Annotated in this window: 24 protein-coding genes; 17 read left to right on the plus strand and 7 right to left on the minus strand. The window is 68.1% G+C overall.

Features of this window, described 5'->3' with window-relative positions; genetic code table 11:
- The first annotated feature begins 37 nt into the window (after window positions 1-37).
- The 11 genes from FFS20_RS08130 to ccsB all read left to right on the plus strand — a co-directional run bounded on the left by FFS20_RS08130 (window position 38) and on the right by ccsB (window position 12516).
- Window positions 38-730 carry a redox-sensing transcriptional repressor Rex gene (locus FFS20_RS08130; protein ID WP_137825358.1) on the plus strand — a complete coding sequence of 231 codons (693 nt, stop codon included), beginning with the start codon at window positions 38-40 and terminating at the stop codon, window positions 728-730.
- A complete protein-coding gene (hemA, locus tag FFS20_RS08135; protein ID WP_249356736.1) occupies window positions 727-3222 on the plus strand; it encodes a glutamyl-tRNA reductase in 2496 nt (831 codons plus the stop codon). Before FFS20_RS08130 ends, hemA begins: the two co-directional genes overlap by 4 nt.
- Window positions 3219-4832, plus strand: a complete 1614-nt coding sequence (locus FFS20_RS08140) for a uroporphyrinogen-III synthase (RefSeq protein WP_137825359.1) — start codon at window positions 3219-3221, stop codon at window positions 4830-4832. The genes hemA and FFS20_RS08140 overlap by 4 nt, the downstream gene beginning before the upstream one ends.
- A gap of 1 nt (window position 4833) precedes the next feature.
- Window positions 4834-5817, plus strand: coding sequence for a porphobilinogen synthase (hemB, locus tag FFS20_RS08145; RefSeq protein WP_137825360.1), 984 nt, complete (start codon window positions 4834-4836; stop codon window positions 5815-5817).
- A complete protein-coding gene (locus FFS20_RS08150) occupies window positions 5814-6281 on the plus strand; it encodes a MarR family transcriptional regulator (protein ID WP_137825361.1) in 468 nt (155 codons plus the stop codon). Before hemB ends, FFS20_RS08150 begins: the two co-directional genes overlap by 4 nt.
- Window positions 6278-7630 (plus strand): glutamate-1-semialdehyde 2,1-aminomutase, encoded by a 1353-nt coding sequence (hemL, locus tag FFS20_RS08155; RefSeq protein WP_137825362.1) that lies wholly within the window; start codon window positions 6278-6280, stop codon window positions 7628-7630. The genes FFS20_RS08150 and hemL overlap by 4 nt, the downstream gene beginning before the upstream one ends.
- Window positions 7627-8268, plus strand: coding sequence for a histidine phosphatase family protein (locus FFS20_RS08160; protein WP_137825363.1), 642 nt, complete (start codon window positions 7627-7629; stop codon window positions 8266-8268). Before hemL ends, FFS20_RS08160 begins: the two co-directional genes overlap by 4 nt.
- Window positions 8265-8861, plus strand: coding sequence for a TlpA disulfide reductase family protein (locus FFS20_RS08165; RefSeq protein ID WP_137825364.1), 597 nt, complete (start codon window positions 8265-8267; stop codon window positions 8859-8861). Before FFS20_RS08160 ends, FFS20_RS08165 begins: the two co-directional genes overlap by 4 nt.
- Before the next feature lie 5 nt (window positions 8862-8866).
- Window positions 8867-9622 carry a cytochrome c biogenesis protein CcdA gene (locus tag FFS20_RS08170; protein WP_137825380.1) on the plus strand — a complete coding sequence of 252 codons (756 nt, stop codon included), beginning with the start codon at window positions 8867-8869 and terminating at the stop codon, window positions 9620-9622.
- The gene (locus tag FFS20_RS08175) at window positions 9622-11340 is read left to right on the plus strand and encodes a cytochrome c biogenesis protein ResB (protein ID WP_249356737.1); all 1719 of its coding nucleotides are present in this window, start codon (window positions 9622-9624) and stop codon (window positions 11338-11340) included. Before FFS20_RS08170 ends, FFS20_RS08175 begins: the two co-directional genes overlap by 1 nt.
- A gap of 150 nt (window positions 11341-11490) precedes the next feature.
- Window positions 11491-12516: a c-type cytochrome biogenesis protein CcsB gene (gene ccsB / locus FFS20_RS08180; protein WP_137825365.1), complete on the plus strand. Its 1026-nt coding sequence runs from the start codon at window positions 11491-11493 to the stop codon at window positions 12514-12516.
- 19 nt (window positions 12517-12535) lie between these two features.
- On the opposite strand, the gene FFS20_RS08185 is transcribed toward ccsB, so the two are convergent.
- Window positions 12536-13204, minus strand: coding sequence for an SDR family oxidoreductase (locus FFS20_RS08185; protein WP_137825366.1), 669 nt, complete (start codon window positions 13202-13204; stop codon window positions 12536-12538).
- Window positions 13205-13305: 101 nt separating this feature from the next.
- On the opposite strand from FFS20_RS08185, the gene FFS20_RS08190 reads away from it, so the two are divergent.
- The gene (locus FFS20_RS08190) at window positions 13306-13680 is read left to right on the plus strand and encodes a MarR family transcriptional regulator (RefSeq protein WP_349290517.1); all 375 of its coding nucleotides are present in this window, start codon (window positions 13306-13308) and stop codon (window positions 13678-13680) included.
- A 26-nt stretch (window positions 13681-13706) separates the two neighbouring features.
- Here the strand turns inward: FFS20_RS08190 and FFS20_RS08195 are convergent, their stop codons facing one another.
- Window positions 13707-14141: a PLDc N-terminal domain-containing protein gene (locus tag FFS20_RS08195; RefSeq protein WP_137825368.1), complete on the minus strand. Its 435-nt coding sequence runs from the start codon at window positions 14139-14141 to the stop codon at window positions 13707-13709.
- Between the two features lie 156 nt (window positions 14142-14297).
- Between FFS20_RS08195 and FFS20_RS18305 the strand changes: the two genes are divergently transcribed.
- Window positions 14298-14846: a DUF4229 domain-containing protein gene (locus tag FFS20_RS18305; protein WP_249356739.1), complete on the plus strand. Its 549-nt coding sequence runs from the start codon at window positions 14298-14300 to the stop codon at window positions 14844-14846.
- Window positions 14847-14910: 64 nt separating this feature from the next.
- Here FFS20_RS18305 and FFS20_RS08205 read toward each other — a convergent pair whose 3' ends face one another.
- From FFS20_RS08205 to FFS20_RS08215, 3 genes are all read right to left on the minus strand, one after another.
- A complete protein-coding gene (locus FFS20_RS08205) occupies window positions 14911-15843 on the minus strand; it encodes a 1,4-dihydroxy-2-naphthoate polyprenyltransferase (protein ID WP_137825369.1) in 933 nt (310 codons plus the stop codon).
- Between the two features lie 71 nt (window positions 15844-15914).
- On the minus strand, window positions 15915-17117 hold the full coding sequence (locus tag FFS20_RS08210) for an AMP-binding protein (RefSeq protein WP_137825370.1): 1203 nt from the start codon (window positions 17115-17117) through the stop codon (window positions 15915-15917).
- A gap of 10 nt (window positions 17118-17127) precedes the next feature.
- The gene (locus FFS20_RS08215) at window positions 17128-18045 is read right to left on the minus strand and encodes a 1,4-dihydroxy-2-naphthoyl-CoA synthase (RefSeq protein WP_137825371.1); all 918 of its coding nucleotides are present in this window, start codon (window positions 18043-18045) and stop codon (window positions 17128-17130) included.
- A 62-nt stretch (window positions 18046-18107) separates the two neighbouring features.
- Here FFS20_RS08215 and FFS20_RS08220 point away from each other — a divergent pair, with 62 nt between their 5' ends.
- The 3 genes from FFS20_RS08220 to FFS20_RS08230 all read left to right on the plus strand — a co-directional run bounded on the left by FFS20_RS08220 (window position 18108) and on the right by FFS20_RS08230 (window position 21492).
- On the plus strand, window positions 18108-19199 hold the full coding sequence (locus tag FFS20_RS08220; protein WP_137825372.1) for an o-succinylbenzoate synthase: 1092 nt from the start codon (window positions 18108-18110) through the stop codon (window positions 19197-19199).
- Between the two features lie 410 nt (window positions 19200-19609).
- The gene (locus tag FFS20_RS08225; protein ID WP_137825373.1) at window positions 19610-20356 is read left to right on the plus strand and encodes a hypothetical protein; all 747 of its coding nucleotides are present in this window, start codon (window positions 19610-19612) and stop codon (window positions 20354-20356) included.
- Between the two features lie 167 nt (window positions 20357-20523).
- Window positions 20524-21492: a hypothetical protein gene (locus FFS20_RS08230; RefSeq protein ID WP_137825374.1), complete on the plus strand. Its 969-nt coding sequence runs from the start codon at window positions 20524-20526 to the stop codon at window positions 21490-21492.
- A gap of 79 nt (window positions 21493-21571) precedes the next feature.
- On the opposite strand, the gene FFS20_RS08235 is transcribed toward FFS20_RS08230, so the two are convergent.
- Together FFS20_RS08235 and FFS20_RS08240 are read right to left on the minus strand one after the other, a co-directional pair.
- Window positions 21572-22279 (minus strand): hypothetical protein, encoded by a 708-nt coding sequence (locus FFS20_RS08235; protein WP_137825375.1) that lies wholly within the window; start codon window positions 22277-22279, stop codon window positions 21572-21574.
- A gap of 103 nt (window positions 22280-22382) precedes the next feature.
- Window positions 22383-23921, minus strand: coding sequence for an alpha/beta hydrolase family protein (locus tag FFS20_RS08240; RefSeq protein WP_137825376.1), 1539 nt, complete (start codon window positions 23919-23921; stop codon window positions 22383-22385).
- Window positions 23922-23980: 59 nt separating this feature from the next.
- On the opposite strand from FFS20_RS08240, the gene FFS20_RS08245 reads away from it, so the two are divergent.
- On the plus strand, window positions 23981-25318 hold a 1338-nt coding region (locus FFS20_RS08245; RefSeq protein ID WP_249356740.1), incomplete at its 3' end, for a thiamine pyrophosphate-binding protein.

Here is a 25318-nt window from a genome sequence, read left to right on the forward strand (position 1 = left end):
AGGCAGCACGAGCAGATTGAAGGAGTGACACGTTCACGTGAGCGAGATTCTCTCCGCCGGCAGCATCGAGGGTGTCGTTCGCAAGGACGTCCCCGAGCGCGTCATCTCTCGACTCCCGATCTACCTGCAGGCGGTCGAGACGATCGCCGCGACCGGCCAGACCACCGTCTCCTCGGAGACCCTGGCGGCCCAGAGCGGCGTGTCTCCCGCGATCCTGCGCAAGGATCTCTCCCAGCTCGGCCGCTCCGGACGCCGCGGGGTCGGCTACTCGGCGCAGGACCTCGCCGCGACCCTGCGATCGTTCCTCGGTCTCGACCGGGCGCAGAACGTCGCGATCATCGGCGCCGGCCGCCTCGGCTCGGCCCTGGCCGACTATGCCGGCTTCCAGCGGCGCGGTCTGCGCCTGACGGCGATCTTCGACAGCGACGAGGGCAAGGTCGGCACGACGATCGGCGACCTCACCGTCTCCGCGATCGCCGACCTCGCCACGTGGGCCGACCCCATCGACCTCGTCGTCATGGCCGTGCCCGCCTCCGCGGCGCCCGCGGCCGCCCGCATCGCCGCCGAGGCGGGAGTCCGCGGCATACTCAACTTCGCGCCCACCGTGCTCGACACCCCGGAGACCGTGCGGGTCCAGCAGGTCGACCTGGCCAGTGAGCTCCAGGTCCTCGCGTACTACTCGGCGCTCGAAACGGCTACAGCCACTCCAGTGGAGGAGCACAGCAATTGACTCTCTTGGTTCTCGGCATCTCCCACCAGTCGGCGCCGATCGACATGCTCGACGCGCTCGCGTTCGGGGCCGACGACGTCGACCGTCTGCGCACCGACGCCCTCGACGGGGCGAGCGTCGACGGACTCGCCGTCCTCTCGACGTGCAACCGGCTTGAGCTCATCGCCGACGTCTCCGCCTTCCACGGGGGACTCGCCGACCTCGGCAACGCGCTCGTGTCCTCGATCGGACGCGACTGGCAGGACATCGCCGGGCACTTCTACGCCCACTACGACAACCAGGCGCTCGGCCATCTCCTCAAGGTCGCGTGCGGGCTCGACTCGATGGCGATCGGCGAAGCCCAGATACTCGGCCAGCTGCGCTCGACGTTCACCGACTCGATGAGCGCCGGAGCGCTGACCTCCGACCTCTCCCACGCCCTGCAGCAGAGCCTGCGGGTGGGCAAGCGCGCCCATTCGGAGACCGGACTCGACGAGGTCGCCCGCTCCCTCTTCGGCGCCGCCCTCGAAGCCTCCCAGGCCCACATCGGGCCGCTGCACGCCGCGAACGCGCTCGTCATCGGCGCCGGCGCGATGTCAGGCCTCGTCGTCGCGACCCTCCACCGGGAGGGCGTCAACCACATCACGGTGCTCAACCGGACCCTGGAGAAGGCGGAGCGCCTCATCGCCGAGGTGGGCGGTCGGGCCCGCGAGCTCACCCCCCGGTCGCTCGCCGAGGAGATCGCCGACGCCGACCTCATCGTCTCCTCCACCGGCGCCCGCGGCGTCGTCGTCACCCGCGACGACATCGTCGCCGGTCTCTCGCAGAACTCCAAGAGCGCGGCGAACAAGGCGTTCGTCGACCTCGCCCTGCCGCACGACATCGATCCGAGCGTGCGCGAGTTCGAACACGTCGCCCTCTTCGGACTCGGCGACATCCGGAAGCTGCTGTCGACCTCGTCGAACCAGCGCGACGCGGCGGTCGTCGAGACCGTCGAAGCGGTGCGCGCGATCATCGCCGAGGAGACGGAGAAGCTCGAGTCCGGCGCCAAGGAGCGGGCGGTGGCCCCCACGGTCACCGCGCTGCGCACCCACGCCAAGGACGTGCTCGCCGCGGAGACCGAGCGCCTGCAGCGCAAGATCGGCGACCACGTCGACGACAAGGTCTTCGCCGAGGTCCGCAAGTCCCTCCACCGGGTCGCGGAGAAGCTCATCCACACCCCGACGGTCAAGGTCAAGGAGCTCGCGGTCTCCGACTCCGACGTCGACTACGCGCAGGCGCTCATCCAGCTCTTCGACCTGCCGACGATCAAGACCCCGCACGCCGTGCCGACCCCGGAGGCGAAGGTCGCGAAGGCCGCGAGCCCCGACCACATCGAGGCCGACGGTCTCCGGCCGGTCGCCGACCACACCCTCGACGTCGTCGAACCCGAGCATCCGACAGGCCGCACGGTGCGTCTGGGCACCCGGCGCTCCCAGCTCGCCCGCTCGCAGTCGACGGCGATCGCCCACCAGATCGCGGCCCTGACCGGCTGGCGCGTCGAGATCGTCGAGGTCGTCACCGAAGGCGACGTCAACATGTCCCCGCTCGCGGGCTTCGGCGGCACCGGCGTCTTCGTCTCCGCCGTCCGGCAGGCCCTGCACCAGGGCCAGATCGACATCGCCGTCCACTCGCTCAAGGACCTCCCGACGACCCCGGAGCCGGGCATCCAGCTCGCGGCCATTCCGCCGCGCGTCGATCCCGCCGACGTCCTCATCGGCCGTGACGGCCTCAGCCTCGCCCAGCTGCCCGCCGGCAGCGTCGTCGGCACCGGGTCGCCGCGCCGCGCCGTCCAGCTGCGGGCCGCCCGCCCCGACATCGAGGTGCGCGGGGTCCGCGGCAACGTCGACACCCGCATCGCCCACGTCCGCGACGGCCGCCTCGACGCCGTCGTCCTCGCCGCCGCCGGTGTCCGTCGGATCGGGCGGCTCGCCGAGGCGACCGACCTCCTCGACTTCGACACCATGCTTCCCGCTCCCGGTCAGGGGGCGCTCGCGGTGGAGACGCGCGGAGCCGACAGCCCGTACACGCAGGACGAGGCCCTCATGGCCGGCGACGTCGAGATCCGCGCAGCTCTGCGCCGGCTCCACGACGAGGCGACCGACCTCGCCGTGACGTGCGAACGGGCGATCCTCTCCCGCGCCGAGGCCGGCTGCTCGGCTCCGATCGGAGCCCTGGCGACGATCACCGGGACGCAGCTCGTCGTCGCGGCGATGATGGCCGACGACGACGGGACCATCGCCCGCACCCACATGAGCGCGCCGCTGCCGCTCATCGACGACGCCGATCTCAGCTCCCGCGACGATCACGCCCTGCCGATCGCCGGCAAGGAGATCGCCCGGGTCGCCGACGAGCTCGGCACCGCCGCGGCCGAGGACCTGCTGCGCCGCCTCGACATCGATCCCGCGCGCTCCGCCGACCACCTCACCCCGGTCAAGGCCGCCGCCCGGTCCCGGTCCGAAGGACAGTCATGAGCGAGCAGCCCGAGACTCAGGGCACCGGCCAGGTCCAGCCCCGGCGGCTCCTGCCGGTGGGCCCGCGCGTCGTCTTCATCGGCTCCGGTCCCGGTGAGGCGGGACTGATGACCGCCCGCGGCGCCGACATCCTCGCCGACGCCGCGCTCGTCGTCTACGACGCCCACGTCCACTCCGAGATCGTCACCGCCTACGTCCCGCAGGCCGCCGAGGTCATCGACGCCGCCGAACTCGGCCAGTCGCCCTCGACCCGCGGCCGCCGGCTCGCCGAGCTCGCCCGCCCCGACAAGACCGTGGTGCGGCTGAGCTCCGACGACGGTCTGCTCTTCACGACGACGACCACCGAGGCGGCGGTGTGCCGCAAGGCGGGCATCGACGTCGAGATCGTGCCCGGGGTCGGACTCTCCGCGGCGACCGCCGCCTACACCGGCACCGCGCTGACGACGAACCGGGTCCGCTCGGTGCGCTTCATCGAAGCCGGCCCGCAGACCCACGTCGACGTCTCCAAGCACCGCAACACCACGCACGTGCTCACCGGCACCGCCGCGCAGGTCGAGGAGGCCTTCCGGGCCCTGCTCGACGACGGCTGGGACGCGGAGACGAAGGTGCTGCTGGGCTGGGGCATCTCGACGACCGAGCAGACGAGCGTCGAGACCACCCTCGGGCAGGCCCCGGGGCTGTGCCGCAATGCCGGGGACCGCCTCGTCGTCATCATGGGCCAGGGCGTCGACTCCCGCGGCGAGCTCGCGTGGTTCGAGACGAAGCCGCTCTTCGGCTGGCAGGTGCTCATCCCCCGGACGAAGGAGCAGGGCACGTCGACGGCCGAGGCGCTCGCCGAACTCGGCGCCGTCGGCACCGTCGTCCCGACGATCGCCGTGCAGCCTCCGCGCACGCCGACGCAGATGGAGAAGGCGATCCGCGGACTCGTCGACGGCTCCTACGAATGGGTGGGCTTCACCTCCGTCAACGCGGTGCGCGCCGTGCGCATGTGGTTCGAGGACTTCGGCCTCGACGCGCGGTCCCTGTCCGGGGTCAAGGTCGCCGCGGTCGGCGGTCGCACCGCCGCGGCGCTGACCGACTGGGGCATCACCCCCGACCTCATCCCCGACGGCGAGCACTCGGCCCGGGGTCTGGCCGCGGCGTGGCCGGACTACGTCGACGACATCGACCCGATGAACACCGTCCTCCTGCCGCGTGCCGACATCGCCACCGAGGTGCTCGTGGCCGGGCTGCTCGAGAAGGGCTGGGACGTCGACGACGTCACCGCCTACCGCACCGTGCGCGCCTCCCCGCCGCCGGCGCCGATCCGCGAGGCGATCAAGGCCGGTGACTTCGACGCGTTCCTCTTCACCTCGTCCTCGACGGTGCGCAACCTCGTCGGGATCGCCGGGAAGCCGGCGGCCACCTCGGTGATCTGCTGCATCGGCCCGGCCACCGCGAACACCGCGGAGGAGCACGGCCTGCGGGTCGACGTCCTCGCGGAGGAAGCGAACCTCACCTCACTCATCGACGGTCTCGTCGCGTACGCCACGCGCATGCGCGAGGCAGACCTGACCGCCGGGGTCACCCCGGTGCGCCCCAGCCAGAAGCGTCGCAGAAAGAAGGCCTGACATGGCTCCCATCGTCCGTCCCCGTCGCCTGCGGTCGACCGCGGCCCTCCGCCGCCTCGTCTCCGAGGTCCACCTCACCCCCGCCGACCTCATCCTGCCGATGTTCGTCAAGGAGTCGCTGGAGGAGCCCGCGCCGCTGACCGGGATGCCCGGCGTCGTCCAGCACACGCTGACGTCGCTGCGGGAGGCCGCCCGCGAGGCCGTCGACGCCGGCGTCGGGGGACTCATGCTCTTCGGCATCCCCACCGTCCGCGACGAACGCGGCTCGGCCGCCGATGACCCCGAGGGCATCCTCAACCGGGCGCTGCGGATGCTGCGCGACGAGTTCGGCGACGACACCGTCATCATGGCCGACCTCTGCCTCGACGAGTTCACCTCGCACGGCCACTGCGGCGTGCTCGACGAGGCCGGCCGCGTCGACAACGATGCGACGCTCGAACGCTACGCTTCGATGGCCGTCGCGCAGGCCCGCGCCGGTGCCCACGTCCTCGGGCTCTCAGGCATGATGGACGGACAGGTCGGCGTGTGCCGGGAGGCGCTCGACGACCACGGCTTCACCGACGTCGTCGTCATGGGCTACACCGCGAAGTACGCCTCGGCGTTCTACGGACCTTTCCGCGAAGCCGTCGACTCCGAGCTCGTCGGGGACCGCAAGACCTACCAGCAGGATCCGGCGAACGGACGCGAGGCGATGCACGAGCTCGACCTCGACCTCGCCGAGGGCGCCGACATCGTCATGGTCAAACCCGGCCTGCCCTACCTCGACGTCCTCGCCGAGGTGGCCGCGGAGTCCCCGGTGCCCGTGTGGACGTACCAGGTGTCGGGGGAGTACGCGATGATCGAGTTCGCGGCCGCCGCCGGGGCCATCGACCGCGACCGCGCGATCGAGGAGTCCCTCATCGCGTTCAAGCGGGCCGGCGCCGATGCGATCCTCACGTACTGGGCGACCGAGGTCAGCCGGTGGCTGAGCGGAGGTCGGCGATGAGCGAGACCCGTTGGCTGTCCCCGCCGGACCAGCGCGCCTGGCGCTCCTACCTCACCGGCAGCTCCCTGCTCGGGGCGAAGCTCGAGGCCGATCTGCGGGAGAACTTCGGCATCGGCCTGCCCGAATACGAGATCCTCGTGAGGCTGAGCGAACACGAGGGACGATCGATGCGCATGGCCCTGCTTGCCTCGGACACGACGATGTCGCGTTCGCGCCTGACCCACAGCGTCGCCCGGATGGAGAAGAAGGGCCTGCTGTCGCGCTGCCCGATCCCCGAGGACGGCCGCGGCGTCAACTGTGCGATGACCGACGCCGGCTGGGACCTCCTCGTCGCCGCCGCCCCCACCCATGTCGAGAGCGTGCGCAGCAACCTCGTCGACCTCCTCACCCCTGAGGAGATGGCGACGCTCGGCGTCGCATTCGGCAAGGTCGCCCGCCACCTCACCGCGAAGGAGAACTCATGACCGACGCCTCACCCACCCAGAACTCGGCCGCCCTCTTCGCACGGGCGGAGCGCGTCATCCCCGGCGGAGTCAACTCCCCGGTCAGGGCGTTCCGGGCGGTCGGCGGAACCCCGCGCTTCATCACCTCGGCGACCGGAGCGTGGCTGCGCGACGCCGACGGCAACGACTACATCGACCTCATCGGGTCGTGGGGTCCGATGATCATGGGCCACTCCCGCCCCGAGGTCGTCGCCGCCGTCCAGGAGGCCGCGGTCAAGGGCTTCTCGTTCGGCACCCCGTCGGTCGGCGAGGTCGAACTCGCCGAGGAGATCGTCTCCCGCATCGACCCCGTCGACGAGGTGCGCCTCGTCTCGTCGGGCACCGAGGCGACGATGAGCGCGATCCGCCTCGCCCGCGGCTACACCGGCCGGAACAAGGTCGTGAAGTTCGCCGGGAACTACCACGGTCACGTCGACTCCCTGCTCGCCCAGGCCGGTTCGGGGCTCGCGACGTTCTCCCTGCCCGACACCCCGGGGGTCACCGGGGCGCAGGCCGAGGACACGATCGTCGTCGCCTACAACGACGCTGAGGCGCTGCGGGCGGTCTTCGCCGAGCACGGCGAGTCGATCGCCTGCGTCATCACCGAGGCGAGCCCCGGCAACATGGGGGTCGTGCCCCCGCGCAACGGCTTCACGAACACGATCCGCGAACTCACGAAGGCCCACGGGGCGCTGATGATCAGCGACGAGGTGATGACCGGCTTCCGCGTCTCCGCCGCCGGCTGGTACGGCTACGAGTCGGAGACCCTGGGCTACCCGCACGGGCCCGCCGATCTCTTCACCTTCGGCAAGGTCATGGGCGGCGGATTCCCGGCCGCGGCGTTCGGCGGTCGCGCCGATGTCATGGCCCACCTCGCCCCCGCCGGACCCGTCTACCAGGCGGGCACGCTCTCGGGCAATCCCGTCGCCACCGCCGCGGGACTCGCCACGCTCAAGCTCACGACCGAGCTCGACGTCTACTCGCACCTCGGTCGGGCAGCGGACATCCTCCGGCCCGCCGTCGCCTCGGCGCTCGAGGCCGAAGGGGTCGCGCACACGATCCAGTCGGCGAACTCGATGTTCTCCGTCTTCTTCACCGACGGCGAGGTCGTCGACTACGACGATGCCCGCGCGCAGAACGTCGACCGGTACTCCGCGTTCTTCAATTCGATGCTCGACTCAGGCATCCACATGCCGCCGAGCGCATTCGAGGCGTGGTTCCTCTCCTACGCCCACACCGATGAGATCCTCGAGCGGATCATCGCAGCGCTGCCGGCGGCTGCGAAGGCCGCTGCCGCCGTCCCCGATGCGAACGGAGAGCCGAGCCGATGACCACGATCCACCTCGTCCGCCACGGCGAAGTCGACAACCCCGAGGGCATCCTCTACGGTCGGATCCCCGGCTTCGGGCTGACCGAGCGCGGGCATGAGATGGCCCGCCGGGTCGGCGAGCACTTCGCGCAGGAGGACAATGCGCCCGACGCGCTCGTGGCCTCACCGCTGCTGCGCGCGCAGCAGACGATCGCGCCCCTGGCGGAGAACCTCGACATGCCCGTCTTCACCGACGACCGCGTCATCGAGGCGGCGAACTCCTTCGAAGGGCAGACGATGAACGCCCGCACGCTCGCGCAGCCGCGGAACCTCGTGCGCCTCTACAACCCGCTGGTGCCCTCGTGGGGTGAGCCGTACCGCCAGATCGCCCTGCGCACGCAGGCGGCGATGGCGAGCCTGCGCGCCCGCCTCGAGGGTCATGGGCCCGAGGCGAGCGGCGTCATCGTCTCCCACCAGCTGCCGATCTGGATGGCGCGCCTGGCCGGCGAAGGGCGACCGCTGGCCCATGACCCGCGCAAACGGGAGTGCGCGCTCGCGTCTGTCACGAGTTTCACATTTGAGAAGTCCACACTGGTGTCCGTGAGCTATGAGAATCTCTGCGCGGATCTGCAGCCGGGCCACGCGGTGGCGGGAGCATGATCGGCGGCAACGGACAGTACGGTCGCCGGGCGGTCCTCACGGGCATCATCGCCGGCACGGCAGTCGTCCTCAGCGCATGCACCCAGAACGATGAGCTCGCCGCACAGGCGGGCTCCGACCAGGGCTACGTCTCGGGTTCCGGCGTCGTCTCCCAGGTCGCGGTCAAGGATCGCGGCGAACCCCTCGACCTGACCTTCGAGACCCTCGACGGCTCGCAGCTCTCGCTCGCCGACATGCGACCGACCCCGGTCGTCATCAACCTCTGGTATGCGGCGTGCCCGCCGTGCCGCGTCGAGGCCCCCGACCTCAAGGAGGTCTCCGAGGAGTTCGGCGACTCCGCCCAGTTCATCGGCGTCAACGTCCGTGACCAGGCGGCGGAGGCCAACGCCTTCATCTCGAACTACCAGATCCCCTACCCGAACATGCTCGACACGAACGGCAACATGGTCGCCCTGCTCTCGGGCGTCCTGCCCCCGCAGGCGACGCCCTCGACCGTCATCCTCGACGCGCAGGGCCGGGCCGCGGCCCGTGTCGTCGGCGCCGTCGACAAGTCGACCCTGCAGGGACTCATCGAGGACGTGCAGGCGGAGTGAGCGGCATCGGGGCGGAGTTCGCCCAGGCGGTGCTCAGTGGTCCCCTCCTGCTCGCAGCCGGGGCCGCGGCACTCGCCGGGCTCGTCTCCTTCGTCTCCCCGTGCGTGCTGCCGCTCGTGCCCGGCTACGTCGGCTACGTCACGGGGCTGAGCGGCTCGTCGCTGCGTGACAAGGCGACGTGGCGGGTGATCACGGGCATCACGCTCTTCGTGCTCGGCTTCACCGTCGTCTTCGTCATCCTCGGCACGGGCTTCTCCGCCCTCGGGGCGATGTTCTCCCAGTTCCAGGACATCCTCATCCGCATCCTCGGTGTCGGGGTGATGATCGCCGGACTCGTGTTCATGGGCGCGTTCGGCTTCCTCCAGAAGGAACGGCGCATCCACGCCCGGCCCAAGGCGGGACTGTGGGGTGCTCCCGTGCTCGGGGCGACGTTCGCCATCGGCTGGGCCCCCTGCGTGGGCCCCACCCTGTCCGCGGTGCTGACGATGTCGCTGAGCTTCGGCTCCGACGGCACCCTGTGGCGGGGCGCGTTCCTCGCCTTCGTCTACTGCCTCGGACTCGGCATTCCCTTCATCCTCCTGGCGATCGCCATCCACAAGGGTGCCGGTCGGCTGAACTGGGTGCGCGAGCACCAGACGACGATCGTCCGCATCGGCGGAGTCATGCTCATCGCACTCGGCTTCGTCATGGCCATCGGACTGTGGAACCAGTGGATGAACTCGCTGCAGGGTCTCATCTCCGGATTTGAAGTGGTGATCTAGTGGCAGACAAGACTGCTGGCAACACGACGGACGCGGCCCCGGAGTCCGTCACCGACACCTCGGGCGCAGCCGAGGAGCAGCCGCGCCGGGAGCAGCCGGCCACGGGCCGCGCGAAGGCCGGGGCCGCCTCGGCGAAGGGATCGGGCAAGGCCGACCGGTCGGAGGTGACGCAGCCGCAGCTCGGGTTCCTCGGCATGTGCCGGTGGGCGTGGCGGCAGCTGACGACGATGCGGGTGGCCCTCATCCTCCTCCTCGTCCTCGCGCTCGCCTCGATCCCCGGCTCCCTGCTGCCGCAGCGGATCCAGGATCCGGCCCGCGTCAACACGTTCCTCGAGGAGAACGGCGCGTGGGGATCCTTCCTCGACGCGATCGGGATGTTCGACGTGTACTCGTCGATCTGGTTCTCCGCGGTCTACCTCCTCCTCATGATCTCGCTCGTCGGGTGCATCGTCCCGCGCACCGCTCAGCATTGGAAGGCGATGCGCTCGGCCCCGCCCAAGGCGCCGAGGCGGCTGGGGCGGATGCCCGGCTACGTGGCGTTCACCTCGGCGGAGGTCAAGGACGGGGTGCTAGACGATGAGGAGTTCCTCGACGCCGCGCAGGCCCGCCTGAAGAAGCTCGGGTACCGCACCTCGCGCCACGGCGACCATGTCGCGGCCGAACGGGGCTACCTGCGCGAGACCGGCAACCTCGTCTTCCACATCGCGATCCTCATGACGACGCTGACGATCTCGATCGGCTCGCTCTTCGGCTACGAGGGGCAGCGCATCCTCGTCGAAGGGGACACGTTCACGAACTCGCTCGTCGCCTACGATTCGTTCGACCCGGGCACGTACTACAACCCGGACAACCTGCCGGAGTTCCGCCTCACCCTCGACCAGTTCACCTCGAGCTTCGACGATGCCGCGCCGGGCAACCAGTTCGGTCAGCCGCGGACCTTCGAAGCCACGGTGACGACCACGGCCGACGGGGTGGAGAAGACCGAGCAGCTCAAGGTCAACGAGCCCATCCGCGTCGCCGACACCGGCGTCTACCTCACCGGCAACGGGTACGCCCCCGAGGTGACGGTGCGGGATGCGACGGGCAAGGTCGTCAGGTCGGGGCCGCAGGTCTTCATCCCCGCGAACGGGGACCCCGGCTACACGTCCGAGGGCGCCATCAAGGTGCCCGACGCCGCGGGCACGCAGATGGGCTTCGTCGGGGTGCTGCTGCCGACGGCCACGCAGAACGAGCAGGGCGACCTCGTGTCGAACTTCGCCGAGCTGCGCAACCCCTACCTCGTGATGAGCGGGTACACCGGTGACCTCGGACTCGACTCGGGGGAGCCGCAGTCGGTCTACACCCTCGACGCCTCGAACATGACGGAGATGACGGATGCCGCAGGCAACCCGCTCGTCATCCAGCTCGTGCCGGGGGAGACCCAGGAGCTGCCCAACGGCGGTTCGGTGACCTTCGACGGGGTCAAGCGGTTCATCGCCGTCGACATCTCGCAGGATCCCACGCAGCTGCTCATGTTCGTCAGCTCCGTGCTCGTCCTCCTCGGACTCGGCCTGTCCCTGTTCATCCCGCGCCGGCGCGTGTGGGTGCGGGTCAAGGACGGCGAGGTCGAGGTGGCGGCCCTCGCCCGCGGTGAGGATCCGATGGTCGAGCGCGCGGCGAGGGAACTCGCGAAGGATCTCGGCAGTGAGAACGCCGAGGACACGGACAAGAAGGATTGAGCGACCGCAGTGCAGAGGCGTCCGGCCCGCTTGGTCTCGGTGGCTTCAAACTGGGGTACTACACGGAGTAGAATCGGGGACGTGCGCCTGAGACGGGCCCGCAGATTCACTGACGCAAGGAATTGAGCACCCTCACGGTGCGGAGGATACATGGACGTCAACACCGACCTGGCGATGTGGTCGAATCAGCTCATCGTCTCCGCGATGATCGTCTACGCGGTCGCGATGATCTTCTCGGCCTTCGACCTCTTCGGGGGTCGGGAGCTGAAGAAGTCGAAGTCCGATGCGGTGGCGGCCGGCGCGAAGCCGAGCACGGTGCGCCGCACCAACCGGAAGACCGCGACGGCGCTCCTCGACCGTCCCGGTGCCGGCGATGAGGCCGGAGACAGCGGAGTCGGCGGAGAATTGTCGGCCTCGGATGCCAAGAGGCGCCGCGCGGCGCGCATCGGCACGGCGCTCATCGTGCTCGCCGTCGTCCTCCACATCGGCTCGGTCATCACCCGCACTCTGTCGGTGATGCGCGTGCCGTGGGGCAACATGATGGAGTACGTCCTCACCGCCACGGCGATCACCGTCCTCGTCTACCTCATCGTGCTCACCCGCAAGGACATCCGCTACCTCGGCACGTTCGTCTCCGGCGGCGTCCTGCTGTGCCTGGGTCTGGCGATCACGGTCTTCTACACTCCGGCCGCCCAGCTCATTCCCGCCCTCGATTCGTACTGGATCGCCATCCATGTGCCGATCGCGATCCTCTCGACGGCGCTGCTGTCGATCTCGGCGATCCTCGCGGTGTTCCAGATCCTCAAGACCGTCAGCGAGTCGAAGGACCCGAAGTGGCTGCGGTTCATGCGCCGTCTGCCCTCGAGCACCGAGCTCGAGCGGTTCTCCTACACGATCGCGGCCGTCGGCTTCATCACGTGGACGTTCACCCTCATCGCCGGCGCGATCTGGGCCGAGGTGGCCTGGAGCCGCTACTGGGGCTGGGACACGAAGGAGATCTGGACGTTCGTCGTCTGGGTCGTCTACGCCGCGTACCTCCACGCGCGGGCGACCCGCGGGTGGGGCCCGACGAAGGTGGCCGTGCTCAACCTCATCGGCATCGCGACGGTGTTCTTCAACTTCACCGTCGTCAACGTCTACTTCAACGGCCTGCACTCCTACTCCGGCCTCGGCTGACGGGTGCCCTGCCCGGGGGTCAGCGCGTCGGCTGCTCGCCGCCGTTGACGGCGAACGTCTGCCCGGTGATCTGGCCGGCGCCGGGAGAGGCGAGGAACCACACGGTCTCTGCGATGTCCGCTGGGGCGCCGGCACGCTTCGTCATCGCCGCATCGATGAGTGAGCGCCGCCGCTCGTCGGTCAGGGCGTCACCGAAGAAATCGGTCTCGGCGATGTAACCGGGAGCGACGACGTTGGCCGTCATCCCGCGGGCGCCGACGTCGCGGGCCAGGCCGATGTTCCACGACGCGATTCCGGCTTTGGCGGCGCCGTAGGATCCGGAACCCTTGTCGGCGGCGATCGATCCGAGCGAGGCGATGCGGCCGTGGTCGCGGAACTTCGGCAGCAGGGCGGTCGTCATGAGGACCGCACTGAGGAGATTGGCGTCGAGGTTGGCGCGCCATGCCGCTGCGATCTCGGTGAGATCCGCCGGTGCGGTGCGGCCGAAGTCGATGTTCCCACCGGCATTGTTGGCGAGCACGTCGACGGAGCTGATCTGTTCGGCGAATCGTTCGACCTGGTGGGGATCCACAGCGTCGACCGACACGGGCGTGACGTCGCCGCCGATGTCATGCGCGGTCGACTTGAGAACGCTGAGGCGCCGACCGGATCGCCGGCGCTTGTGCACGTGAACGCCCCGATCTTCCAGTCGACTCGATCGGCATCGTCACGCGGATCTGGCATGCGTCGAAACTGCTCGGCGACGACAGGAATCGGCTGCTGCGCCGCCACGGGGCGGATCCGGCGACCCTGGATCTGCTCTCGACGCTGCGGCGCGGCGGAGAGCCGTATCGGATGTCGAGCGGTGACCTGGCGAAGGCGTCGCTCATCACGAAAGGGGCGATCACCCAGAGAGTCGACAGGGCAGTGGCGCAGGGACTCGTGCGGCGGGTGACTCCACCGGGGAGGAAGGTGGCGGAGATCGAGCTCACCGACCGCGGCTTGCAGATCAGCGACGAACTCGTCGAGGCGGTGCTCCGACATGAGGATGCGCTGCTCGCCGGGTTGCCGCAGCGGGAGCGCACTGAACTCTCACGGTCGCTGCGGCATCTGCTCGGCCATCTCCATGAGGTCCTCGGCACCGAGGGTGAGAGTGCTTCCGGGCAGGTCGGATACCGGGACTGACGCAGTGGTCGTGGGTCTGACGATGCTCAGTTCGAGTGGCCGCGGCCCTCGCCCTTGGTGCCTTCCGATCCGTGCTCGTCGCCGGATTCCTGGTCATTGGGGCGGTCCTCGGGATCGAGGGTGTCACCCGGAGGAGGGGTCTCGGCGTCCGTGGGCTCATCGTCCCGGGGGCGATGCTTGCCGAGCTTGACCTCACGGTCGACCTGGCGGAGGTAGTCCTCGTCGTCGTCGGGAGCGGTCGGGCCGCTGCGCCTCGGTGACGGGTCGGGCTTGGCCTCGGAACCGCGGCCGAAGATGTACCAGAGGACGAATCCGATGATCGGAATGAGGAGGATGATGAGCGCCCAGACGGGCTTGGGCAGGACTCGGACGAGACTCCGATCGCGCAGCAGACAGTCGAAGAGTCCGTACAGTGTGATCGCTGCCGCTAGGACTATCCCGGCAATGAGTACTCGAGCCATGGATCAAGGATAGTCGACTAACCTGAAGACCAGCTCAGTCGGAGGGCGACCGGTTTCGACAGGCGGTGTTGCCCTTTCGTCGCGTCTCGCCCGTGTCGCCGATGCCGGCCCGAGTTCTGAGAATCCATGCAGGCAGACCGGACTAGAATAGGTGCAATGCGCAGCTTCTGGATCTACACCCTCGCCCGGCTGGGAATCATCGTCGCCGTCGGGCTCGTTCTCCAACCCTTCCTCGGGTTCACGCTCGTCATGGCCGTCGCGGCGATCTTCATCGGCGCGCTCATCAGCTACCTTGTGCTCGGCGGAATGCGGGCGAAGGTCGCAGGCGACATCGAGAACCGGCTGGCCAAGCGCGCCAAGACCAAGAAGCGCAAGGGCCAGGACGAGTCGTTCGAGGACACACTCGTCGACGAGAACGTCTCCGCCCAGGACGCTGTCTCCGCCCAGGACGCCGAGGCTGCCGGACCGGCGACGAAGCCGGACTCGGCGAAGAAGCCCGACTCGGCGACGAAGCCCGCAGCTGACTCCCCGGCTGAGACCGCCGAGGCGACGGCTGAGACGCAGGGCTCTAAGAAGGCCCAGCGTCCCGCCGCGTCGGAGGCCTCCAGTGGCTCCCAGGCTTCCACTGATTCAGGGGATTCCTCAGAATCCACGAGTGCCGCAGAGCCGTCCGATGCCGAGGCTCCCGACACGAAACGGCGCTGATCCTCCTCCAACAACGCAGTCGGCCGGTGTCCCCGCGGGGACACCGGCCGAAGTTTACCTCGATCTACAGCGCCAACCCGAGCGCCATGAGCGCGGCGAAGCACAGGGCCGTCAGACCCGTCGACTTGATCGTCGGAATGAGACCGGCACCCGTCGTTCCTCCCAGCACCGTCTTCAGCGGTGAGAGCGCAGGCACGAGTGCGAGGATCGCCAGTGCCGCAGCGGGATGTCCGTCGAGGATCGCGAGCGCCAGCAGCGCGAACGGGGCGAGGACGAGCACGGCGTAGGCGACACGCGCCCGCTGGTCGCCGAGGCGCACGGCCAGGGTGATCTTGCCCGCCTCGGTGTCGGTGGGGATGTCTCGGAGGTTGTTGACCATGAGCACCGCCGAGGCGAGCAGCCCCATCGACACGGCACCGGCCCATCCGCTCAGGCTGAGCGTCCCCACCTGCATCCACATCGTCCCGAGGGTGGCGACGAGCCCGAAGAAGATGAAGACGAACACTTCGCCGAGGCCCATGTACCCGTACGGGCGCTTCCCGCCGGTGTAGAACCACGCGGCGGCCACCGCGGCGGCGCCGACGATGAGGAACCACCACGCTTGGGAGATGAGCACGAGGGCGATGCCGACGACCGCGGCGATGCCGAAGCAGAGGAACGCGGCCCGCTTGACCGTTGCCGGCTCCGCCAGTCCGGTCGCGGTCAGCCGTACAGGACCGACGCGCACATCGTCGGTGCCGCGGATCCCATCGGAGTAGTCGTTGGCGAAGTTCGACCCGATCTGCAGGCAGAGCGAGACGATGAGGGCGAGGAGGCCCTTGAAGAGGATCGAGGACAGCGACACCTCGGGTCCGTTCGCCGAGTAATCGCCGATGATGAAGGAGGTGAAGCCCCCGACCGAGCCGATCGCCGCTCCGGTGCCGATGAGCACGGGGGCGACAGCGAGCGGCAGCGTCCGCAGTCGCGCTCCGGAGATCCATTGCGCGGCAGTTGCCATAGGGGTCGAGTGCCTTCCTTGCGATTCGGTGAACCGTCTCATATTACCGAGAGATCATTTGATGCGAAATCTCAACCAGAGGGTCGGGCAAGCAGGCTTTCCGCCACCTCGGCGGCCTTCCGGCGGTCGGGTTTGCCGATCGAGCGGGCCGGGATCTCGTCGACGACGATGACCTCGCGGGGAAGCATCGTCCCCGCCTCGGCCGGTGCCAGCGCACGCAGCTGCCGGCCGCGGTCGCTCGCGGACAGATCGCGCAGCTGCCTGCCAGCGGCGTTGCTGTCGTCGAGGCGGACGAGGGCGACGATGCGCCGTCCCCATTCTGCGTCCGCAACAGCGGTGACGAGCACCTCGGCGACACCGTGGGGCTGCCACACCGGCAGCAGTGCCGTCTCGAGCGCGTGCGGGGAGACGTTCTCCCCACCGGAGACGATGACGTCGTCGACGCGGCCGAGGACGCTGAGGACACCGTCGGCGAGGTGCCCGAGATCACTCGTGTGGATCGTCCGAGTGCCCACCGGGCCGGTCAGGGCGGGGGAGTCACGGGGGACGATGGTCCCATCCGCAGTGACGTCGACGTAGGCGTCGGCAACGACCGGACCCGTGAGGTCGATCGTGCCGGCCTCGGTGATCGTCACGGTGACCCCGTCGAAGGCGACGCCGTCGTAGACGCAGCCGCCCGCGGTCTCCGACATCCCGTACGTCCGCACGATCCTCAGGTTCGCGGCCGCCGCCGCGTCGAGGAGGGCCGGCGAGATCGCCGACCCGCCGAGGAGGATGGCCGTGAACGTCGCCGCCGCCGAGGTGGCCGCCGGGTCGGCGAGGACCCGGTGCAGCTGGGTGGGCACGAGGGAGGTGTAGCGGGGACGGTCATCGCCGCGGGCGACGAGCTCGGCGACCTCCTCGGCGAAGGACTGCGCCGTGAACGGGCCCGCAGCCGCGCGGACGGGATCCTCCCCGGCCAGTCGGGCGCGGAGTTCGACCTGGAAACCAGCGATGTGGTTGACCGGCAGGGTGAGGTGCCAGCGGCCGGGCCCGGAGAGGAATCGTTCGGTGGCCCGCGCCGAGGCGGTCAGGGCGTGAGCGGAGAGCGCGACGGCCTTCGCCGCCCCCGTCGACCCCGAGGTGAAGAGGACGAGCGCGGGGGCGTCGCCGGCGTCCTCCCAGCGGTCGGGGGCCACCTCGGTGACGGCACCGGACCGGGTCTGCGGGAGGTTGAGGATCGACTCCCCGGCGAGGGCACGGTCGATCGCGTCCGGAAGGTCGAGCGCGGTCATCGGCAGCGGCTCAGTAGTACCACGGGTAGGGCGACCAGTCGGGGTCGCGCTTCTCGAGGAACGCGTCCCGGCCTTCGACGGCTTCGTCGGTCATGTAGCCGAGCCGCGTGGCCTCCCCGGCGAAGACCTGCTGGCCCATGAGGCCGTCGTCGACGAGGTTGAAGGCGAACTTGAGCATCCGCTGCGCGTTGGGGGATTTGCCGAGGATCTCGTTGGCCATGTCCAGCGCCGCGGTCTCGAGGTCGGCGTGGTCGACGACCTCGTTGACTGCGCCCATGTCGGCCATCTCCTGGGCCGTGTAGGTGCGGCCGAGGAAGAAGATCTCACGGGCTTTCTTCTGTCCGACCATCTTCGCGAGGTAGGCCGAGCCGTAGCCGGCGTCGTAGGATCCGACGTCGGCGTCGGTCTGCTTGAACTTCGCATGCTCGCGCGAGGCGATCGTCATATCGCACACGACGTGGAGGCTGTGCCCGCCGCCGGCGGCCCAGCCCGGGACGACGGCGATGACGACCTTGGGCATCGTGCGGATGAGGCGCTGGACCTCGAGGATGTGAAGGCGTCCGGCGCGGGCCGGGTCGACGGTCTCGCGGGTCTCGCCCTCGGCGTACTGGTAGCCGGAGCGGCCGCGGATGCGCTGGTCGCCACCGGAGCAGAACGCCCAGCCGCCGTCCTTCTGACTCGGGCCGTTGCCGGTGAGGAGGACGGCACCGACGTCGGGGGTCTGGCGGGCGTGGTCGAGGGCCCGGTAGAGCTCGTCGACGGTGTGGGGGCGGAAGGCGTTGCGCACCTCGGGCCGGTCGAAGGCGATGCGGACGGCCCCGATGTCCGTGCCGTCCGCGTCGATCGCCCGATGGTAGGTGATGTCGGTGAAGTCGAAGCCGGAGACCTCGCGCCACCGGGTGGGATCGAAGATGTCAGAGACGGTCATGACCTCAAGCCTAACGCGGCGGCGGGCACCGCTCGGAGCTGCCGTCCGGGTAGGGTGTGCCCATGGTCGTCTCCGCCCGTGATCTCCCCGTCTCCTTCGCCGACCTCGTGCCCCGGGTCCATGTCCTGCGGCTGCCGATGGTCACGCGCTTCCGGGGCATCACCGAGCGCGAGATCCTTCTCTTCGAAGGCCCTGCGGGTTGGGCGGAGTTCTCCCCGTTCGTCGAATACGACGCTCGCGAATCCTCCCGCTGGTTGCAGGCGGCCCTCGAGTTCGCCGGACTCCCGGTGCCGGGGCGGGAACCGATTCACGGTGCTCGCGGCGATGTTCCCGATAGCCCTGCCGATGAGCCTGCGTTCGTCGAGGTCAATGCCACCCTGCCGGCGGCCGGTGTCGATGAGGTCGAGGCGATCCTCGCCCGCTATGGGACCGTGAGCACGGTCAAGGCGAAGGTCGCCGAGCACGGTCTCGCCTCACTGCCGGAGGATCTCGCACGGCTGCGCGAGCTGCGACGTCTCTTCCCCGAGGTGGTGCTTCGGCTCGATGCGAATGCGAAGTACTCCCTCGCCGAGGCGGTCGAGGCGAGCGAGGCGTTCGCGGAGTTCGATCTTCAGTACTTCGAACAGCCCGTCCCCGGGGTCGAGGACCTCGCCCGGTTGCGGGAGCGGCTCGCCGACCGGGGACTGCCGGTGCGGTTGGCGGCCGACGAGTCGATCCGCAAAGCCGAGGACCCGCTGCGGGTCGCGGCACTCGGGGCGGCCGAGATCGTCATCGTCAAGGTCCAACCGCTCGGCGGGGTCGCCGCGGCTGCGGAGATCGTCGAACGGTCGGGGCTGCCGGCCGTCGTGTCGTCGGCGCTCGAATCCTCGGTCGGATTGGCCGCCGGGGCCGAACTCGCCGCCCGGCTGCCGCGCACGCAGACGAGCAGGAGCATCCTCGGTGAGCATCCCGCCTGCGGGCTGGGGACAGCGCGCCTCTTCGCCACCGATGTCGTCGCAGGCGGGCTGGTACCCGTCGACGGGCGGATCCCGGTGACGCGAATCGCCCCGGATCCGCAGCGCCTTGAGGCGTTGGCTGCGGATCCGGGGCGATCGGCGTGGTGGGCGGCCCGAGCTCAGGAGTGCTGGGACGTCCTGCGTGCGGTCATTGACTAGCACTCAGGCACTGGCAGAGTCACTGACCCTGGGCACTGGCGAATGGCCTCCGCGTTGAAACGGCACGTCGATCAGCTGGTGAATATGACAGCCGTGGAATGACTGTGCCGACGTGGAAGCACTTTCATTGCGGTGGGATGAATGTTTGATTTGAAGGGCGACGGAGTAGCTAATTGTAACAATTTCATTACATCAGTTTTCAGTGGTGTGACTCTGAATCGGCGGTCCGGAAGACTAAAGAAGTAATGAATGCGATCGTCGTCGCAGGTCATCCCGACTGTACTTAGGATTCTTGAATGCATAGAGCACTTCTCTGCGCTGTTGCCGCTCTCTCGTTGACCCTCTCAGCTTGCGCTGAACCAAGTGCCCCTCCAGAACAGATGCAGTCACCTTCGCAAAAGGATGAGCTGGTGCCGCAGTCTGTCGTGAAGTCCGTTGAATCCTGGCCACTTCTCAACGAGGCGACGATTGAGCCGTTTGCTGAGAATATCGGGCCATTCAGCGGAGATCTGGTGTCGTTGGTGAGTAGTGACGTCAAGGATCTGATGAACGTGCAACTCGCCGCTCAGCAGGCGGGTTCCAAAGAAGAATTTGAAGGCCAGGCAGAAGAGCTCGTGTCTGAGGCCCCCGGGAAACTGAGCGGTTACATGACTGATCAGATGGAACTGGACAAAAAGGACGAAAGCAAAACATTCGCTTGGCCATTGGCATTCGTGCAGCCGATCGACAAAGCGTTCGTTATCGGGGACGACTCCCGGTTTGCATACGGGTGGAACGCAGATATCGAACCAGTTGCCGATGGTATGGGAGTGACTGTCACATTGTTCACCCGGACCGCCTACTGGGTAAAGGACGACAGGGATCGGGAGACACTGATCGTCATCGGACGATGGATCTCGCTGAGCACTGTTGATCCTGCCTATGCGGCGACTTCCGGCGACTATGCATGGAGTATGAGAACTAAGGTCTACAACGCAACTGTATGTCCGTCGGTCAAGGGTGATCCGATAGCGCCTGACTTCAGCGAGGGTGACCATTCCGAAGGCTTCAAGATGCTTGTCGGGCTTGATGAGCGAGATTATGCGCCGGTTGAGGATTTCAGACGTGATGATGATGATAAAGAACTTGAGGAATACATTGCTCGATGTGACGCTTAAAGATGTATATCTAGGCGCGACGGGTCTCTGTCAAGATAGTCCTCGTGGGGATAGCTGACCGACGAGTTGATTGTCGGCAGTTGCATGAGAATTCAATTGACCGCGAGCTCTTCTCCTCGAATGTGGAGTGATGAAACATTTCGACTTTGAAAGGAAGAATTGCGCAAATGTCCAACGAGTACTTCAAGGCTATGAAGAACGTCGAGCGGTTGTCGGAGGAGAGCGCCGAACAGCTGGCAGAGATCAACCGCGTCAACAAGATCAATACTGTGGCAAACGTCGCCGCGGCGGTGAACTCGTCCCGACAGGTGGCGATGCAGGCTGAGCAGCTCGAACTCGAGCGTCAGCGGGCGGAGGCTGAGAGACACTATCAGCTGTCTATGTGGCGCCAGACGGCCGATGGTCGCGCTTACTTTCAATGGAAGGCCGACGCCGAACGGTTGCTGCACGTCTTTCAGGTCAGGCAAGAGATGTGGGTTTCCGCGTGGTCCATGGAAGTCGAAAGGGCGCGCCAGGCTGTCCCTCCGGAAGAAGTGAAACGATTCAAGTCGAGAGCTGGGCAGTTGAGGCAGATCCCTCTTCTCGTCGCCGCGCTCCTGGCACTGCTCATTGCATTCATATCGGTGTGGATATCTGTATACGCGTTCACCGAGGTGAGCTCGAACAATGGATGGGGTGAAGGCACGATTGCGGATGTCATTCTCTTCGTCATCCTGTTCACCCTGCCGACGATGTTTTTCGTCGCATTGGTGGTTTTCCTGGTTGCATATCGCCGCAGTCGTGTCCGAAGGTTCAAGGCCGACACGCGCTTCGACGACGAAAGAGCCAGGCGATATGCCCACTGGGGCTTTGACCCGCTTGCGGTGTCAGAGGACTATGTTGGCTTCACCTGGTTTGAGGACGAGCGAGTCCACGAGTATCTCGGCAGCATCCATAATCTGATTCTGGCGGAGGATACGTTGCCCGAACCGTCTCGCTTGATTGCATTGCGCCTGCCGAAGTCGAAGGAAGGCAACTCTGTCGTGGCACCCGGCCAGATCATCGATCTGATGCAGAGATTCCAGGAGGATCCGCGGGCCGCAAAGCGATCAGAGCTGCCGGCGCAGGACAGCACCAACCTTGTTTCGGATGAATGACCCCTCAGCGACGCTTCTGAAGGATTGAGCGCCGAGCCCCACAGCGACTGGAGTATCTGTGGGGCCCGAGCAGGAGAGGTCAGCCGGCGGCCTGGACGGCCTTGACGGCTTCCTCGGCCACCTTGACGGCGTCCTGCTCGTCACCGTTGGGGGACAGATTTGCGGCCGAAGCAACAGTGTTGCCAACCCTCGCGTAAACGGCGTCGTTCGACGACATCTCTTGGTCACCGAAGCTGTACGCGATTCGGACGCCCGTGGATTCATCGGCACCGGGGACAGAAGCGTCAAATGCCTCTGTCGTCATCTGCATCTCCATGCCCTGCGTATTCATGGTCACGTCGTTGCACTTCTCGGTGATTGCACTTGAGGTCGAGAGCTGTTCGGTAGCTGCTGCTTCGTCAGGGAAGCTCGAGAGGCCGATTGACATCGAGTTGTCGGACGCAATACCTGCAACGGTCGTGCCGTTCGTCGCCTGCGCGGCGTTGAGTCCGGCCATCGCGAGGTCCTTGCACTCGGCGGGCTCGAACTGGGCCTGTTCGAGGGCCTTCGCGGCTTCTCCGCTCGAGATCGCGCTGGTGTCGACCGTCTTGAACGTCTTGCCGTCGAACTGGGTGGTGTCGATGATGTTCTTCAGAGCAGCCTCGTCGAGCTGGGTGGACTGCTGGGTCTCCTCAGCGGCCGGCTGCGAGCCGGAGCCGGAGTCGGCGGAGTCGGACGAACCGCCGCTGGTGCAGCCGGTGAGGGCGAGTCCGGCGGCGAGTGCGATGACGGGCAGTGCGCGTTTCATTGGTCGACCTTTCGAGTCAAAGTTCGGCCAGCACGGTCGGCTGGAGGGGTGGTGCCTGTGAAACCGCTGGGTGGTGCGGCTGAGTTCAATCGTAGTCGAGGCCTCAGCGCGCAGACCCGCGCGGTTGTGCCGGATCAGGCACAACCGTCGGCGGGTCGGACACATCTGCGATCCGGTCCTGGGGGCCGGCCGAGTCAGGGTGGGCGGTGTCTGCGCTGGTCACCTCCGGCTCCGGTTCCTGCGCCGAGGCGATCCGGACCGTCGTGATCTCCTCCTGTCCGTGGGTGGCGAAGTGCTGAGTGCGCTTGCCGGGGATGATCGGGTCGTGCATCGCCGCGGCGAGGCGACCGGTGAACGTCAGCCGTCCCTTCTTGTCCGCCCGCTGCGGATACTCGTTGATCCCGGTCGGGCCGGTGACCGTGATGTCGTATTTGCGTCCCGGTTGGAAGAGGTCGGGGGTGCGCACACGGAAGCTGCCGGTCCCGGTGAGGGAGAAGCCGGCGGCCGACACCGAGCCGAAGCGCACGATCTGTGCGCGGCGTCGAGAGATCTCGACCCGCCAGCCGTGGATGTCGAAGAGGGCATGGCCGGTGAGGTAGGAGAACTCGCCGCCGTCGGCGACGCGCGAGCTCTCGGTCCCACGGCGGCGGGAGGTCTGCGAGCTCTCGTAGTTCCGGTGCCGGTCGAGTGTTGTCAGCCATGCTCCGAGTTCGCGCTGCCAGCTCGTCCAGTTGTGCAGGCCGGTGCTGCGGGGGAACCACGAATGCCGGATGCCCAGAGCGTTGAGGCGGGCGGAGAAGCGCTCGCCCTGCTGGTTGACGAGCGTCTCGAGGAGGTCCCGGTCCTTCGTCTCCTCGAGACTGCCCGATCCGGCGCTGAACCACAGGTCGATGTCGCGGAGGTTCTCGGCCAGTCCGTAGGGCGAGTTCGCGATCCATTCGCTGCGGTCGGCGTCGCGATCGCCGAAGACCGACATCGACCGGGCGCCCTCGCGCATCGCGATGATGTCGAAGGCCGGCACCGCGGTGAGCGGGTCGAGCGGGGAGGAGAACGCCGCGGCCGCACCGTAGCGATCGGGGTGCCAGGCGGCGTACTTCATCGCCCCGTAGCCGCCCATCGACAGGCCGGCGAGCAGCTGGGACTCCCGGTCGGTGTCGATCGAATAGGTCTTGGCGAGGAACTCGGGGATCTCGGTGGTGTGGAACGTCGGCCAGTCGTGGACTTCGCTGCCGACGGCGACCCGCGAATAGGTGCCGGCGCCGCCGTCGGGCATGACGACGAGGTACGGGGTGTCGGCGGTGAGCTCCTCTGCGGCACCGAAGTCCGTCCATGAGCGGAAGTCGTCGCCGCCGCCGTGGAAGAGGTGGATGACGGGGCTGACCTCGGCGGGGATGCCGGGCAGGAGGACGCGGACTCCGACAGTGCGGCCGAGGGCGGGGGAGTAGAGGAAGAATTCGCGCAGCCTCGGTGAGAGTTTGCGCTTGTCGCGGATGTGCCATCGGCGGGCGTCCTTGCCCCGGGGTTCGGGGCCGAGGAAGGCACTGTTCTGGTCGCGGATGGGGAAGCGGCCGCGGTACGAGCGGGCGGCCGTGAGCGATCGGACGGCGCGTGCTCCAACCGCTAAGAGGATCGATCGGCGCATGGAGCGAGCCTAGAGGGTCAACGTGAACCGCAGGTGGGTAAGTGGTTGAATATCGGGTGATGTCGAATTCGAGCGCAATGGCGCAGCAGATCGCCCGCAGTCTGGTCGCAGCCGGAGTCAGGGAGGTCGTCCTCGCTCCCGGGTCCCGGTCGGCACCGCTCGTCTATGCGCTCGCCCCTCTCGCCGAGGCGGGGGTGATCCGCACGCACGTCCGCCTCGATGAGCGCGACGCGGGGTTCCTCGCGCTCGGTCTTGCGCGGGGTCTGCGGGTGAGGGGTGCGCAGACCGGCGGAGTCGGTTCTGCCGTCGCGGTCGTGACGACGTCGGGGTCGGCGGTGGCCAACCTTCATCCCGCTGTCCTCGAGGCCGCGTACGGGCACCTGCCGCTCATCGCCCTGACTGCCGACCGTCCCGCCCGGCTCCGGGCGACCGGCGCCAACCAGACCATCGATGACCAGTCGCAGGTGCTCAGCGACGTCCGCGACCGTATTGACGTCCCCGCCGGCGAGGACGCGGACATCGTCGACCGGGTGGTGACCGGGGCGGTGCGCACTGCGATGGGTCCGGTCGGCGGGATCGGCACCGAGGCGGCCGGACCCGTCCAGGTCAACGTCCAGTTCGACACCCCGCTGGTCCCGACGCCCGACGAACTGCGGGCGTGGACCGATGAGATCGCGGGGTGGGAAGGGGCAGGATGGGCTGAGACGGGCTGGGATGAGTCCAGGCCGAATGCGGGTGGTGCCGCTTCCACCGAGGCTGTAGCGGCCGGGACTGATGTGACCGGGACAGACGCTGCCGGGGCTGATGCGACCGGTGCTGATGTGGCTGGGACGACGGCAGCCGCGCGAACTGAGTCACCCTCAGTCGAGGTGACTGTCACCGAGGGAACTGTCATCGTCGCCGGAGACGCAGGCGGGCACCCCGCCGACTCGCTGCGAGCACTCGCCGCCGATCATCATCTGCCGGTGCTCGCCGAACCCTCGAGCCCGCTGGCGCAGCCCACGGCGGGTGTTGCGACCTTCGTTCCCGCTCATGCCCGGGTGCTCAGCGAACGGACGGACCTGAGAGAGGCGATCCGGACGGTCGTCGTCCACGGCAAACCGACCCTGACGAGGCCCGTGGCCGCATTGCTCGCCGACGCCTCCGTGTCGGTGCAGCGCCTCCCCGATGACATCGATGCGATGGTGCTGACCGTGTCTGACGACAACAGAGTCGACAACACGGGGGCCGACAACAGAGGAGCCGACGACAAGCGAGCGGACGAGGCGGCCTGGCTGCGCTCCTGGGTCGAGGCGGGAGAGTCCTTCGTCACCTCCGCTGCGGATGCCCCGCCGACCCCGCAGGCGAACCCCCAGCCGACCGCCCGCGCGATCACCGAGCATCTCGCCGTACAGGAC

The organism is Brevibacterium sp. 2SA, assembly GCF_005502845.1.
In the GTDB taxonomy this organism is placed as follows: Bacteria; Actinomycetota; Actinomycetes; order Actinomycetales; family Brevibacteriaceae; genus Brevibacterium.

Coding starts and splice junctions, on each gene's coding strand:
- FFS20_RS08195 (WP_137825368.1), bottom strand. CDS start 14,141: ATGGCTCGAGTACTCATTGCCGGGATAGTCCTAGCGGCAGCGATCACA.
- ccsB (WP_137825365.1), top strand. CDS start 11,491: ATGGACGTCAACACCGACCTGGCGATGTGGTCGAATCAGCTCATCGTC.
- hemB (WP_137825360.1), top strand. CDS start 4,834: ATGGCTCCCATCGTCCGTCCCCGTCGCCTGCGGTCGACCGCGGCCCTC.
- FFS20_RS08210 (WP_137825370.1), bottom strand. CDS start 17,117: ATGACCGCGCTCGACCTTCCGGACGCGATCGACCGTGCCCTCGCCGGG.
- FFS20_RS08160 (WP_137825363.1), top strand. CDS start 7,627: ATGACCACGATCCACCTCGTCCGCCACGGCGAAGTCGACAACCCCGAG.
- FFS20_RS08205 (WP_137825369.1), bottom strand. CDS start 15,843: ATGGCAACTGCCGCGCAATGGATCTCCGGAGCGCGACTGCGGACGCTG.
- FFS20_RS18305 (WP_249356739.1), top strand. CDS start 14,298: ATGCGCAGCTTCTGGATCTACACCCTCGCCCGGCTGGGAATCATCGTC.
- FFS20_RS08220 (WP_137825372.1), top strand. CDS start 18,108: ATGGTCGTCTCCGCCCGTGATCTCCCCGTCTCCTTCGCCGACCTCGTG.
- FFS20_RS08140 (WP_137825359.1), top strand. CDS start 3,219: ATGAGCGAGCAGCCCGAGACTCAGGGCACCGGCCAGGTCCAGCCCCGG.
- FFS20_RS08230 (WP_137825374.1), top strand. CDS start 20,524: ATGTCCAACGAGTACTTCAAGGCTATGAAGAACGTCGAGCGGTTGTCG.
- FFS20_RS08215 (WP_137825371.1), bottom strand. CDS start 18,045: ATGACCGTCTCTGACATCTTCGATCCCACCCGGTGGCGCGAGGTCTCC.
- FFS20_RS08240 (WP_137825376.1), bottom strand. CDS start 23,921: ATGCGCCGATCGATCCTCTTAGCGGTTGGAGCACGCGCCGTCCGATCG.
- hemL (WP_137825362.1), top strand. CDS start 6,278: ATGACCGACGCCTCACCCACCCAGAACTCGGCCGCCCTCTTCGCACGG.
- FFS20_RS08150 (WP_137825361.1), top strand. CDS start 5,814: ATGAGCGAGACCCGTTGGCTGTCCCCGCCGGACCAGCGCGCCTGGCGC.
- FFS20_RS08165 (WP_137825364.1), top strand. CDS start 8,265: ATGATCGGCGGCAACGGACAGTACGGTCGCCGGGCGGTCCTCACGGGC.
- FFS20_RS08235 (WP_137825375.1), bottom strand. CDS start 22,279: ATGAAACGCGCACTGCCCGTCATCGCACTCGCCGCCGGACTCGCCCTC.